We start from the raw sequence: 13,257 nt of genomic DNA, 5'->3' as shown, positions 1-13,257 counted from the left end.
ACCGCGTGCGCGCTCAGACGCGGTTGACCATCTCGCCGGACCTCCAGGACTGCCCGCCACTTTCCATAGTCTTCCGGCGTGAGCGCAAGATCCTTCTGCGCGGGGTTGACCTTTAGAACCCCCGCCCCAACTTTCCGCAAAGGTCTCCGGCGAGATCCCGCAGCGTCGTGTAGTCGACGTCATGGCTGCGGCGGGTCAGGTAGGCAACGAAGAGTGCGTGAATGTCCTGGTCAGCAATGTTGTGTCGGTCCACGAGTTCCGTGGGAGTCATGGCCGGCGCCCGCATCGCACCCCGCAACGTAGCAGGAACGTGCTTGGGGAAGTGCCCGGATTCTGCCATGATCCGCCAGGCAAGGTGACCGACATAGGACTCGTAACCGCCGCCCCAACCACCTTCGCGGGTGGCGATCGCGTAATGAAGCAGCCCTTCCGGAGTTAAATCAGCGAAAGTAATGCCCTGGGTCGTCAACGCCGCGGCGACATCGAAGCGGGCACAACGTTTGAAATGACCAGAGGTGTCGTGCTTGTCCACCAATGTCAGAAACCGCCTCAGGTCCGGGTCGTTCTGAGCGGCTTCAAAATGTTCGTGGTAGCGCACGAAGCTGTTGACCCGGAAAGCTGCCAAGGACGGTCTAATCACGCGAAGGCAGCACAGGATTAGGAGCGAATGGCCCAGTTCCCCGTCCACCTTCTGATTCCCGGTTTTCAGCTCGCGGCTCCGGCGTTTCCCGTCGTTCAGGCCAGAAGCGACCCATCGTTCCTGCCACGTCTCGCCAGGGTGCCCTTCGAGATGACCGAGCACCCAACGTAAACCGGCGCGGCGTAGAGAGCACCTGGGCTGGGACCGCGGCCAAATCTTATCGGCCAGCCCGTTGATCGTCTCCAAAGTTGCGGTGTCGAGGTCACCCTGCGGGCGTGGCGGGAGCGTAGGCGGACTCGCCGGCGCGGGGGTAATGATGCTGCGGGACCGCTTCCTGCCAGCAGATGCGGGCTCAAGTTGCCGCTGCTCCGGGCGGCGGAGCGCCCTATCCACCGAACACCACCGAGAAATCGTCGGCGTCATAACCAGGGGTCAGCGTAGGTTCCGGCCGGGGTGCAGCAAAGTGCTCCTGCACCTTCTCAAAGACTTCATCTATCCGCGGCCGCAGGTAGGGCGCCAGCGACGACACGCGCCGATGGCGGGTCACGGCCATCACCTCTGGCAACGTCAGGTTCGGATCCGACACCATCCGGTCGATCGTGGTGTGCCGCAGATCGTGCAACGACCAGTCCGTGCCAAGGATGGCATTCGCACGCTGCAGAATTCGCCGGGCTGCGTGATAGTTCAGCGGCCGCGGCTTACCGTGCAGGGCCCGCCAAATCAGCTCGCCGGGAGCCGGGGTTCCATGCTCATGGAAGTACGCTGCCAAATGCTGCAAAGACTCCGGCGAGGCGGGAACTGGTTCAAGCGTCCGGGACCCTTTTGAAACAACCCAGACACGCTGTCCGGCCCAGTCCACCTGGTCACCGTGGATGCCGAGGAGTTCGCTCGCCCGGGCACCTGATGATAGGTAAAGGCTCACGAGTGCCCTGTCACGGCTGACCTCCTCCTTTGGAGGCTGCAGCTCAGCCTCAAAGTTCAGTCAACAGGACTGACTGCATCAGTTTGTTGTTTTCGATCAGGGTCTTCCGTTCGGCCTTTTGCTCCTCGTTCATCGGGCCTTTGGGGGCCGATGAGGTGCCATAGCCGCTGTAGCGGAGGGTGTAGCCGAGCTCCTTCCATCCTGCAATGACCGGGACGGTGCTGTGCGTGCCGTTGTAGCTGGTGGTGATTGCCACGGCGTTGGCATCCTCGTCGGTGGCCGGTTCCCCGTCGGCCCGGTTCAGCGAAGAGACCCTGACGTTCTCACTGTCGGCGTCGTACCCGGCTGACTCCACAACAGTGGTTCCCGCTGTTTCCAGTTCCTCGGTGAGTGCGGCGAGTGCGGCGGCGCGGTCGCGCTTGTCGCGCAACTGCTGGGTGACGTGGGCGAGCATGTCGGGTTCGTCCTTGATGACTGATTCCAGTTCCTCGGTCGCGTCGTCGTCGGATTCGATTATGTGGACAATCGATAGCTGTCAAAGCTTCTGCTCCTCTTCTCTGCCTTCTTGCTTTCACCTGTTCCGAGAACCGCTGTCCACGGTAGTTCTAGTTGTGCCGAGCGGAATTCGCTGCCGATATCCGGACGGGAACCCTTTCCCCCGAGCCGCATGAGGAATGGATGTGACAAGCACCGAAACCGGATCCTCTGGTACATTCCGCAGTGGTCGACAAGACCATTTAACGAAAATTGGGGATTGGACTATGGGGAGTTCCAGAAAAAATAGGCTAAAAAATGGACGGCAACTTGGGCGGTGTTTGTAACGGCAGGGAGTTGCTTACTTTCGATTGGGCCAGCAAGAACCGATGAATCGGAGGTGGGAATCCTTCTCGATCTTAACCAAACAGCCCGCTTCACTGACCTGGACAAGCACCAGATCGAGATTGTCTCGGACAATGCTGACGAAGGTGAACGGACCATTTTGGGCGAGACTCGGCAAAAGTCGCCGGTCAAAATCGTCATACAAAAGGCGCCTCCGATGGATCGACCAGTTGCGAGTGACGTCAAGGGCAAACCGAAATGGGACGAGGACCGTCAGCTCAGCGCTCCACCAGAGGTTGAAGTTCAGTCGCTGAGTGCATCCCAATTGAAGTTTGATACTTCAACGATGAAGCCTGTCTCGGCTTGGGCTGTCACTCCGACTACTGCAAGCCTCGCTTGGGAGGTCCCAAACCAGGCTACGAAGTCCGAGGTCTACGTCAACGGTAGGTTCTTTGAGAGCGTCAGCCGCGGAAAGTTTTCAACGAACGAGCTGGTTCCGAATTCGGAGTACACATTTACTGTGGTCACACCGCTCAGCGCGGACCTCAGCGGAGAAGAATCGCGCAAGACCTTCACCCTCAGGACGTTACCGAAAGACGGCTTCGCCGTTGTACCGATGACTTATCAGACGTACGGAACAGCCTTCCAGTACAAGACCTTTATCCCGCCTGCACGAGTGGACGCTTCCATGTGCAATTGGGCGGACTCAAGCTACACGTTTGGCGGTGACAACCGGGGGTTCAGATCTCCGCCCGTCAACGCGCCTTGGGACGCCCCTGACTACCGGACGATGATGTGGGCCAACGTAAACTGGCAGAATCCCGACGGTGAAAAGTTAGTGCTTGCGAAGAATGTCGGCCAAAGCATTACCTATCAACACAACCAAGTTGTGGCCACTTCCTACGCGAGCACGTCTAACATGCTTTTCCAAGACGGTCAGTCTGCAGGTTCATACGCGCAGGTCAGGTTCAAACACGATGCCTCAAACCCGCACTGCAAGCTGTGGGACGTCAACTACGGGGGTGCAATCTCTTATAGCGTGCTTATCCGATTTTATCGTTCCGGGCTTGTCGAGGTAGTCGGGAACCGCCAGCAGGCGCCGGCCCATGAGGGTTGGGCCAGATTCAATACAACCGCCGGCACTGAGCAGTGGTTGAACGTGTTCCAACTCGACAATGCAGGCTTCCATTGCCTCGTCGGTCTCTGCGGAACGCAAACCATCAATCACGCCCGAGCGTACTAGTCGAAGTTAGGTGACGACGATGAGCAGTCAGAAACTGAACGGCATAAAGAATGTCGGGCTGCCGTCATTTTTGGGCGCAGTGGTCATCGCGACCTTTCTTGGTGCACTCATCGTCGTCACCGGCTCTTCGGCTTCAAGGTCTACTCCAATGACATGGGACGAAACCTTTATGGCCGTGGCTGAGGCAGGCTTCCGGGGGTCGATCGTGGCCATCGTTGCAGCAGTTCTAATCTGGTTTCCGACCTACAGGTACGTCTCTCGAAACCTGCGTTTGGCGCTACAGCTTCCTGCGATGATGATCTCCGGGGGCGCAACCGCGCTTCCAGTAGCGATCGTTGATACTGCTTTTGACCTGAATCCCGGGTTTACTGGCATCTGGGCTATCTATGCCTTCTTTGCCGGAATTTGGAGTGCGTCTTTAGCCTGGGTACAAGTCACTGTCTTTAGTAGTCGTACCAACAAACTTTCATACGTACGGTGGATCGGGTTCCTCGTCCTTGCTGTCGGCGCGGTCATGTATGGCTTTCGCACGATGGGGGCATATTTTGGGCCGTAGATGCCCAGGCTGAGGCACATCGGTGGTTTTGGTACAACCCTTGGAAGCAGCCCTTCTTGTCTTCTGCGTTCCCCGTTGTGAGCGAAATGGGCGACCGCCTAGTCAAATAAAAAATTGGTTAACCGCCAAAGTGGCTCTCATCCAAGTCGCTCAATAGCTTCTTGATGCGGCGTTGTGTTGCCTCGTGGCGTTCGACTTCACGGGACCATCCCCCGGGCCTGGGCATCGGTGATGAGGTCTTCCTCGCGGTCCAGTCGTGCCTGGAGTCTGGGGACGTACTCGCTAGTGGTGAGGAATTTTGGGCAGGAAAGCATAAGCTCGCATTCGCAAGGACCCTCAGCAGGCAGCCGGAGGCAATGGCCCAGCTCCAGTTCGGTTTTCAGGAAGTTGGTTTGCAGCCAGTGGAGGGCCTGGTCATCAAGTTTGTCATTCATTAGTGCCTCGGCCGCCGGCCCGGCCATGCGGTTGCCCGCAGTAAGGGCAGCCTCGTATTGCCGCCGAACTTCCGGGTCGGAAATGCGGCTGTAGATCATGGACATAGAAGCGCTCTTGTGGCCGAGGATCGTCATGATGGTCTGAATTCGCGCTCCGCCTTCGGCGAGCTGTGTGCCGAGGGTGTGGCGCAGCCTGTGTGCGCTGACGGTCCTGGTTCCTTTGGAGTCGACGAGGCCGCCAGCGGTGCAAGCCTTTTCAAAGGCATCATCGAAGAGGGTCGCGGATGACAGGAGTTTGCCTTTGCGGACGAAGATGTAGTTCTCAAACCGGCCTGTAGTGGGATCACGCCGCGCCACTGCCTTCATCGCTTTGGCTTGGTTGATTGTCTCCTGCAGGGCAACGGCCGCATCGGCATGCAGAGGGATCAGGCGTTCAGCATGGCCTTTGCCCACGGGGATCCGCAGCCTCGGGTGGCCGCTGGCGTAGGTGTCGAGGCAGTCCCAGGTGAGTCGCCGGATCTCGTCCCGTCTTGCACCGGACCACCGCAGCAGCAGCAGCGCGGTCCGCTGCAACGGGTCAGAGAGCCCTTCTATCGCGGTCATCAGGGCGTCCAATTCGTGCCGGGGCAGGTATCGGGGAATTGTCTCCTGCCTGCGAGGTGCGTCCCGGGTCGTGAGCAGCGGGCCGCCCGGAACGTCCTCCCAGCCCCACATGCTGGTATCGCGACAGAATGCTCCGATGGCATTGATCTCGTGCTTGCGGGTGGTCACGTGCAGCGGTTGGCCTGTGTTCTGGCTCAGGTAGGTGGGGAGCCAACGGAGGTATTCCTCAATCAAGGTCCGGTCCAGCTGGGCCAGGGATGTGACCTCTGGGTGTTCACGTCCGAGCCAGTTCACGAATCGCCGCAAGCCTTCCCTTGCGATCCTGACCGTCTGTGGGCGGTCGAACTGTGCTTCAAGGCGGGTGAGCAGATAGCGCTCAATGACGGCCCGGATCCGGGGTGGGCAGGGTTCTGGGAGCAGGTTTTCTTCCCAGCTCTTGCGGCGCTTCGTGCCAGCAAGCGGCGGGTCGGTGACCTGCCCGATGTTGAACAGCAGGACGTGCAGGCAGTGGACTTTCGCCAAGTGAGCTTTAGCGAAGCGTTCGCCGGCGTTGTCGCCAGTCATCTGCCAAGGGGACTTTTGATAGAGAGCGGCCCGTAGCTGCGCGAAGTCCTCCCGTTGGCCAAAGGACCGTACCTGTTCGGCCATATCAAACAGGTCCTCGGCGTTGATCGCCGTAATATCCGGGTCGCCGCGATGCAGCAGGAGACGGCCAGCCGCCCAGGTAAGGTTCGTACGGGATGGCTCCGGACGGTATCCCAGCTCCGTCAGCCGTGTCGTGTGAGCCTCAAAGAGGCCGAGGTCCACCCCGAGCCCCTTGCCGCCGGCCTCGATGCTGAATAGCCGGGCGTACTTTCGGACGAACAGGAACTCGTAGTCCAGCCCGACGCCGTGCACGAGGGCCAGATAGACCAGGTAGCCGCTGGCGTCGAAGGTGTCCGTGCGCCCAGTGGCGCGAAGGGGTCCGCCGACGAAGCCGGCCCGGACGAGAAGAGGCGCCCGGAACCAGTCCTCCAGGTCAGGCCACGTCTGAACAAACCGGCGGTAGGACGCCATACGCTGGTAGCGGGCCGCGTAGTGGGGGATAAACGCCTTGACCCACGCAGCGTACTCGGTCTCCGTAGCGTGGCGGCGTGCTGTAGGAACGGTTATCCGTGCAGTTGCCCGTGCAGCGGAAGTCACCGGAGAGCATCCAAGGCAGCTCGGTACTCGTCGCGGACCTGAGAATCCGAGATCCTGGTGTAAATCCGGGTGGACTCCGGTGACGCGTGACCCAGGCGTTGTTGGAGTGCCAACTCGCGCATGCCGGCTTCCCACATCAGGGTCGCGTGGGTATGACGCAAGGCATGCGGCGTCTTCTCAGGGGCCCGCAATCCGAGCCCGTTCAGCCGGCGGGCGAACATCCGAACCAGCGCGTCGTACGAAAGTGGATCACACGATCGGGTACCGCGGCCGACCAGGAAGAGAAACGGGCTCTCTGATTGGGATGGGCGTTCACGCATGACATATCTGTTGACGGCGTCCAGGGTGCGGGGTTCGAGCACATCAACAACGCGTTCTTGGCGGGATTTCCCTCTCGCTCCGCGTGGATGGTCATCGCGTTTGCGGATGGTGACGCGCCGGCGCCCGTACGATATGTCCTCAAGGTGCAGGCTCAAGACCTCCCCGGGACGCAGTCCCCCGTCAAACATCAGCAGGACCATGGCCAGATCCCGCAGGGAAGTCATGCTGTTTAGCAGGGCCTCAACTTCAGGTATGGCCAAGGGACGCGGCAGTCTCAGCGGCAGCTTGACCCTAATTTGTCGCCGCATCGGCTGCTGCCTGCTTGCACCGCCTGTAAAGGGGCGGTGCCGCTCACTCACCATGGCCAATGACTGATCAGGCTGACGGCGCATGGGATTCTCCGCGTCGAACATCTCGGCGACGATGGCCCAGTCGTAAAAGCTTGAAACGGCCGCCAGCACCCGGGCAACAGTGGCCGCGGCCAGTAGTCGCCCCTCAGGACCGGTCATGGCAAGGCCAAGCCGCTGGGCTGGTCTCCGGCTCGGCCGCCTCCTCAACCAGCCCAAGAAGTTCAGCGCCACAGCGGGCCGGAAATCTTCCCAGTCCGTGCCGGTCTCCTCGAGGAATTCAAACAAGTTCTTCAGATCGAAGCCGTAGGCAGAAGCGGTGTTCGGACTGCCTCCGGAATCCAAAATGTGTTGCAAGAACCTGCAGGCTGGAACCACCGCTGACCCGTGTGGATCCAGAAGCATCACGGCGGAAACCGTCCCGGATGACTTGGTCGTTACAACCCGCATCTGCGTCACCTTTCCAGTGCAACACCCCTTGGCCCACACGACTGAAAGGCGCGCAGTGTCCACATAAGAAAGAATTCGGCCAGAATCAGGGCTTCCTCGACGGTGTGGCCTTTGCCCAGGGTCTGTCAAGTTTTCGGTGTAACTGGATTTGGTTTTATTTCTTGCCGGCGGACAGGCGTCCGTCGAAGGTGACTTCGAAGGCGTTGAGCGCGGCCTTCCAGCGGTTGGACCAGCGTTGTCGGCCCGTCCCGGTGGGATCCAGGCTCATGACGGCCAAGTAGACGCATTTGAGCGCGGCCTGCTCTGTGGGGAAGTGTCCGCGGGCGTTGACCGCCCGTCGGATGCGCGCGTTGATGCTCTCGATGGCGTTGGTGGTGCAGATGATGGTGCGGATCTCGCGGTCGAACTGGAGGAAGGGCACGAACTCGGCCCAAGCGTTGGTCCACAGCCTGATGATCGCCGGGTAGCGCTTCTCCCACTTCTCGCTGAACTCGACAAACCGGTCCAGCGCGTCGGACTCCGACGCTGCTGTATAGACGGGCTTGAGGTCCTTCGCGATCGCGGACCAGTCCTTCTTCGAGGCATAGCGGAAAGAGTTTCGCAGGAGGTGAACAATGCAGGTTTGGGTGATCGTCCGGGGCCAGACGGTGGCGATGGCCTCGGGCAGGCCCTTGAGCCCGTCACAGACGACGATCAGGCAGTCCTGGGTGCCCCGGTTCTTGATCTCGGACAGGACCCGCAGCCAGTACTTCGCCCCCTCCCCGTCACCGTGCTCGCCGGCCCACAGCCCAAGAATCTCCCGGGTGCCCTCGCAGGTCACCGCCAGCGCCACGTAGATCGGCCGGTTCGCGACCTGCCCGTCGCGGATCTTCACGTTCACCGCGTCGATGAAGATCACCGGATACACCGGGTCCAGCGGCCGGTTCTGCCAGGCCGACATGCCCTCCAGGACCTTCTCGGTGATGGTGGAGATCGTCTGTTTGGAGACCTCCGCGCCGTAGACCTCGGCCAGATGGGCGCAGATCTCCCCGTGCGTGAGCCCCTTGGCGGACAGCGAGATAACCAGGTCATCAACCCCGGACAGGCGGCGCTGCCGCTTCCTGACCAGCTGCGGGGTGAACGAGCCGTCCCGGTCCCGCGGCACCGCGATCTGCACCGGCCCGGCCTCGGTCAACAGCTCCTTGGACCGGGTGCCGTTCCGGGAGTTCCCGCCGTCGCTGCCGGCCGGATCGTGGCGGGCGTAGCCGAGATGGTCCTCCATCTCGCCCTCCAGCGCCGACTCCACGACCATCTTCGTCAGCCGGGACAGCAGCCCGCCCTCACCGGTCAGCCGCAGGCCCTCCGCACGCGCCCGTTCGCTCAGCTGCTGCATCAGCTGCTGCTGATCCAGCGCGTCCGCCGGAGCCGGCGCAACCACGCTCTCGGCAGCAGTCGTATCACTAATCACATCAGTCACGGCAACCTCCTAATTCTCTGGAGTTACACCGTTTAAATTACAGTCCCTTTGCCCAGGGCGGCGGCTCCGGTGTCGGTGGATTTGGCTTTGAGTGCGGCCTCGATGGTGGTTTTGGTCCGTCCGGTTTTCTTGGCGATCGCGGCCGCGGAGACGCCGATCAGGGAGAGCTGGTGGTAGGCGTCGGCCTCGTCCGCTTCGGTCAGTTCGGCGCGTTGGATGTTTTCCACGACCTGCGTCACGATGCGTTCTGCTTCTTCCGGGGACTCGATGATCATCACAGGGATGAGGGGCCGGGCGGCTTCGACGGCGGCGCGGGTGCGGCGCTGGCCCATCAGGACGTGCACGGTGCCGTCCGCTTTGCGGTGCGCGATCACGGGTTCCATCACCCCGTGTTCCTTGATGCTGGCGATGAATTCAGCGGTCAGCGCCGCGTCCTTGCGGACGTTCACGTCAACGGTCAGGGTTGCCGGGTCGATCATTTCAAGCGTGGGTGTTGCGTTCATGGTGTTGCTCCTTCTTGCCGAGAAGTTCGGGTGGGTGGGGCGGCTCGTGGTGACCGGCCAGCGTCCCCTCTCCCCCCGACGCTTCTATGTCTGTCAAGCGGGCGGGATACAGGTGCGGCGCGGACCAAGTTGTCGCCTGGGGCGGTTTTGGTGACCGGCCAGCTTCCCCTCTCCCCCCGTTGTTTCGGCTGCTGGCGAAGCTTGCGGAGCTGTGGCCGACGGAGGCCTGTCTACCCGCAGGGCAAGGGGCGGGAAATTCCCGGAGGAAATCAGCGACGAAGGAGCGCCGCAGGGAAATTTCGTGCGCCGCAGGCCCCGACGAAGGAGGGGCTAGACGGGCAGGAGCGGACACGTACAATCCGTCAGGACAGCAGCCAAAACGGTAATACTAGAAAAGTCCTTGAGCCGGCGTGGCCCAGCCAAAAACTGACGTGCCTGGCGGCACTGTCTTTCCGACGATCTGTCAGCCGGCTCAAGGTCCGTCAAAGGGTGTCGAGCCAGGCGGACATGACTTCATAGGAGCCTGATTCGACCAGTCCCATTACCGTTTTGTCTGCCCACCTGGCCCGCGCCCGATCAATCAACATTCGACGCGACTGAGGGGCAATTTCCATCTTGGCAAACGAAGCAATCAAAGTCATCGCGGGTATCGACACTCACGCTGACACGCACCATGTGGCCGTGATCAACGAACACGGCAAACCCCTCGGGGACAGGGAATTCCTGGCCGTGGGCTCTGGATACCGGAAAATCGTGGACTTCATGACCAGCTACGGCATGGTCACCGCCGTCGGTGTCGAAGGAACAGGCTCCTATGGCGCCGAGATCGCCCGGACTCTCCGGGCCGCTGGGCTGACAGTGCTGGAGGTGAACCGACCGAATCGGGCCGCACGGCGGCTGAGGGGAAAGTCCGATCCTCTGGACGCCTACGAAGCCGCAAAGTCGGTGCTCGACGGCCGGTCGACGTCGGTCCCGAAGGCCAGAGACGGGCCCGTTGAATGCCTGCGGATCCTGCGCGCCGGACGTGCCTCCGCGCTCAAAGCCCGTACCGCGGCCATCAACCAGATCAAAGGCCTCCTCGTTTCAGCCCCGGACAAACTCCGGGCCAAATACCGGGCTCTGGCCACTTCCGCACTGATCGCTGCCCTGCAGCGCACGCGACCTTCGGGGCACACGGCTGACCCGGAGTACGTGACCCTCGTGACGCTGAAAGCCCTCGCCACGCGCTGCCAGGCCTTGGCCGCAGAGATCGCCGCCGCGGACGCAGCGCTCCAGGAAATCATCGACGCCTACGCCCCGATGCTGTGCGACCTGCCCGGCGTCGGCACGGACGTGGCCAGCCAGCTGCTGGTCACCGTCGGAGACAATCCGGACCGGTTGGGAAACGAGGCCCAATTCGCTTCGCTCGTCGGGGTCGCCCCCGTGCCGGCATCATCAGGCAAGACAACCCGCCACCGGCTCAGCAGGGGCGGGGACCGCAACGCCAATCACGCCCTCTATCAGGTGGTCCTGGTTCGGATGGCATCGTGCCAAAGAACCAAGGAATACGTGGCAAAACGCACCGCGGAAGGCAAGAGCAAACGGGAAATCATGCGCTGCCTCAAACGCTATGCGGCCCGGGAAATCTACCGCCAGATCACCAACCCCCAGCCGGCACCAGACAACAGCGATCTCCGGCAGACCCGCACCACACTCGGCGTCACCATCACGACCGTAGCCCGAGAACTAGGCCAATGGCCCTCGAAGATCTCCCTACTGGAGCGCGGGCTCCTCCGCAACGACACCCTGGCCGCGAACTACCGCCAGTGGCTTTCGTTGATCCTGAAGGGCACCTCAGACCAGCGAAGCGATGTCCTGACTGCCTGTGTCAGAGCAGCCGTGGATGACGTTCCTCGCTGAAAGACGGGAAAGTCACTTGACTGGATTTATTTCGGCCTTCCTGCCAGACTGCCTGCGCTGGATGAGGTCCGTTCGATGAACCTATCCAGTAGTCCGATTCACAGAATGCCATTTGGGGGAAACATTGAAGTTATCAACGCTATTAAGAGCAACGGCTGCTAGTTCCGCTGTCGCTATCATGCTTGTCGGCGGTATTCCCGTCGCTCACGCTGCGGAACTCCTAAATTCCAGTCCAGCAGTTGAATCATCCCCGTCGCAGCCATCAAGTGACAAGATCTTTGTCGTCACCGTGAATGACGGGTCTATCACCGAAGCCATCGCCCAGAAGTCGGCGACAGACGCCGATTATCGAGACAAGGCGAAACGCATCGTTAGCACATGGCAGAACAAGGTACAGGGAGGCGAGGAACTGGCCGTTGAGGGCCTTCAAGGGCAGCCGACGTCAACTGTTCTCGCGGAGCTAAACGCGCTACAGGACAAGTTGGAGCGCGACAATCCGACGACCCCGTCAAGTGAGCCTTCGCCGACGTCGTCAGCCATCACACAAGGAGGAGGAAGCGGTCTTCCCAACGTAAGTCCAACTCCTTTTAAACAAACTCAACAATCAGCGGTCGCGGCAGACCTGAATCCATCTGACCCCAACACTTTTAGGGTCAGTGGTGCGCCAGCTGGCGACCGGTCGTACTGGATCAATCTCGAGACCAAGATGGAAGGTTTCGGTTGCCTAGGCCCCAATGGATGTGAACTTGCGGACAAGTATTCCGTTAGGACAACAGTCAACCCAGGAACAACAACTTCCCGGTTGGACCACACCGCTTCCTATTTCCCAAGTACCGGACGTTTTAAGGAGGCTCACTTCCGTCAGTTTGCCGTTAACCGCGGCGCTGTCACAAACGCAGTGGACACTGCCTCCCTGCGGTTGGGTGCAAACACCACCTATCTGAACAACAACCTTGACCTCAGCGGTTCCGTCCTGACCGTTGGTCTGACATTGTGGGTAGACGCCATAGGCTACGGCTGGGTATACGAATCTGGAAAGACCGCGGACTGTGTCGGGCGGACATCGCCTGATAAGCGCTGCTTTTACTGATCATCCTGGGAGTTACGCATGACAAAAATCTATCCCGGGGCTTCCGGGGGCTCTTCTGAACCTTTCCCACGCATGGTCCTGTCCGCGCCCTTGTCCGGATACGACGTCACTCTCGCTAGAAGTGAAAAAGCTGTAATAGCCCTCCGGGCCCTGCAGGCTCTACCTGGAGCTCTCACTTTCACGCTTCAGATACTCAGCGCCCCGGGGTTGGATATACATGGCCGAAGTTCCCAAAAAGCAGCCTTCTCAGAGCCAAGGACAGGACAATTCAGTGTAGATGCCCACTTTGCAGACAGCGGAAGTCCAGGTGGTGATGTCCAACGCGTCCACGCCGAGGTCCTATCGGGAGGAGGAGGCATGGGTAGGTGGGATATCTCCTACTGGTTCAGGCTCCCCGATCCAGTGGCCGCTGAGACTGGCATAGCGGTTGAGTGGCAAGACGCAGGAATCCTGCCAACACTCCTCAACATCAGTCGTGATGACATCCTCAAGGCAGCGCCCGAAGAAATCAGCTTCCTTCAGGAGAACGCCTCATGAACACATCACGTGGGGTGATCTGACAGCTCAGGTCAGATGAGGGGGCTTCGGTAGTTGACCGAAGCCCCCTCATCTTTATGTGCAGCCCCTACCCGCTTGCCGAACACTCCGTCGCCTGCGCGCCGCGTCGGCTCTCCTTCACGTGTGGCCAACCTGCATCGCAAAGGCACTGCCTTCCGTTCTACCCCCCGCTTCAGTGAAATTGACACCTATAGGAGCATCGTCGTAGACAGAACAGGGCCAGGGCCGGCGGAG

At 60.7% G+C, this 13,257-nt stretch carries 11 protein-coding genes and 1 pseudogene; 5 read left to right on the top strand and 7 right to left on the bottom strand.

What is annotated here, in order from left to right; all coding sequences use genetic code 11:
* Window positions 1-112: 112 nt before the first annotated feature.
* From ACP7AX_RS09620 to ACP7AX_RS09610, 3 genes are all read right to left on the bottom strand, one after another.
* Window positions 113-688, bottom strand: coding sequence for a hypothetical protein (locus tag ACP7AX_RS09620; RefSeq protein WP_426226270.1), 576 nt, complete (start codon window positions 686-688; stop codon window positions 113-115).
* A gap of 337 nt (window positions 689-1,025) precedes the next feature.
* Complete coding sequence (locus ACP7AX_RS09615; RefSeq protein ID WP_426226339.1) at window positions 1,026-1,604, bottom strand: tyrosine-type recombinase/integrase; 579 nt, start codon at window positions 1,602-1,604, stop codon at window positions 1,026-1,028.
* 7 nt (window positions 1,605-1,611) lie between these two features.
* The gene (locus ACP7AX_RS09610) at window positions 1,612-2,016 is read right to left on the bottom strand and encodes a hypothetical protein (protein WP_426226269.1); all 405 of its coding nucleotides are present in this window, start codon (window positions 2,014-2,016) and stop codon (window positions 1,612-1,614) included.
* 420 nt (window positions 2,017-2,436) lie between these two features.
* Here ACP7AX_RS09610 and ACP7AX_RS09605 point away from each other — a divergent pair, with 420 nt between their 5' ends.
* Together ACP7AX_RS09605 and ACP7AX_RS09600 are read left to right on the top strand one after the other, a co-directional pair.
* Window positions 2,437-3,624 carry a hypothetical protein gene (locus ACP7AX_RS09605; RefSeq protein WP_426226268.1) on the top strand — a complete coding sequence of 396 codons (1,188 nt, stop codon included), beginning with the start codon at window positions 2,437-2,439 and terminating at the stop codon, window positions 3,622-3,624.
* A gap of 19 nt (window positions 3,625-3,643) precedes the next feature.
* Complete coding sequence (locus ACP7AX_RS09600; protein WP_426226267.1) at window positions 3,644-4,180, top strand: hypothetical protein; 537 nt, start codon at window positions 3,644-3,646, stop codon at window positions 4,178-4,180.
* A gap of 197 nt (window positions 4,181-4,377) precedes the next feature.
* Here ACP7AX_RS09600 and ACP7AX_RS09595 read toward each other — a convergent pair whose 3' ends face one another.
* The 4 genes and pseudogenes from ACP7AX_RS09595 to ACP7AX_RS09580 all read right to left on the bottom strand — a co-directional run.
* On the bottom strand, window positions 4,378-6,399 hold the full coding sequence (locus tag ACP7AX_RS09595) for a tyrosine-type recombinase/integrase (RefSeq protein WP_426226266.1): 2,022 nt from the start codon (window positions 6,397-6,399) through the stop codon (window positions 4,378-4,380).
* Window positions 6,396-7,517, bottom strand: coding sequence for a tyrosine-type recombinase/integrase (locus ACP7AX_RS09590; RefSeq protein WP_426226338.1), 1,122 nt, complete (start codon window positions 7,515-7,517; stop codon window positions 6,396-6,398). Before ACP7AX_RS09590 ends, ACP7AX_RS09595 begins: the two co-directional genes overlap by 4 nt.
* A 154-nt stretch (window positions 7,518-7,671) precedes the next feature.
* Window positions 7,672-8,889, bottom strand: coding sequence for an IS256 family transposase (locus ACP7AX_RS09585; RefSeq protein ID WP_426226337.1), 1,218 nt, complete (start codon window positions 8,887-8,889; stop codon window positions 7,672-7,674).
* 119 nt (window positions 8,890-9,008) lie between these two features.
* Window positions 9,009-9,476, bottom strand: a pseudogene (locus ACP7AX_RS09580) (ParB/RepB/Spo0J family partition protein); the annotation flags it as partial.
* A gap of 615 nt (window positions 9,477-10,091) precedes the next feature.
* On the opposite strand from ACP7AX_RS09580, the gene ACP7AX_RS09575 reads away from it, so the two are divergent.
* The 3 genes from ACP7AX_RS09575 (at window position 10,092) to ACP7AX_RS09565 (ending at window position 13,002) form a co-directional block, all read left to right on the top strand.
* The gene (locus ACP7AX_RS09575) at window positions 10,092-11,375 is read left to right on the top strand and encodes an IS110 family transposase (RefSeq protein WP_426226265.1); all 1,284 of its coding nucleotides are present in this window, start codon (window positions 10,092-10,094) and stop codon (window positions 11,373-11,375) included.
* 178 nt (window positions 11,376-11,553) lie between these two features.
* Window positions 11,554-12,465 carry a hypothetical protein gene (locus tag ACP7AX_RS09570; protein WP_426226264.1) on the top strand — a complete coding sequence of 304 codons (912 nt, stop codon included), beginning with the start codon at window positions 11,554-11,556 and terminating at the stop codon, window positions 12,463-12,465.
* 18 nt (window positions 12,466-12,483) lie between these two features.
* Window positions 12,484-13,002: a hypothetical protein gene (locus tag ACP7AX_RS09565; protein WP_131685264.1), complete on the top strand. Its 519-nt coding sequence runs from the start codon at window positions 12,484-12,486 to the stop codon at window positions 13,000-13,002.
* Window positions 13,003-13,257: the final 255 nt, after the last annotated feature.

Source organism: Pseudarthrobacter sp. DSP2-3-2b1 (assembly GCF_049895945.1).
Taxonomy (GTDB): domain Bacteria; phylum Actinomycetota; class Actinomycetes; order Actinomycetales; family Micrococcaceae; genus Arthrobacter.
Note: the sequence above shows the minus strand (reverse complement) of the source record. Positions and strands in the feature narration are given on the sequence as shown.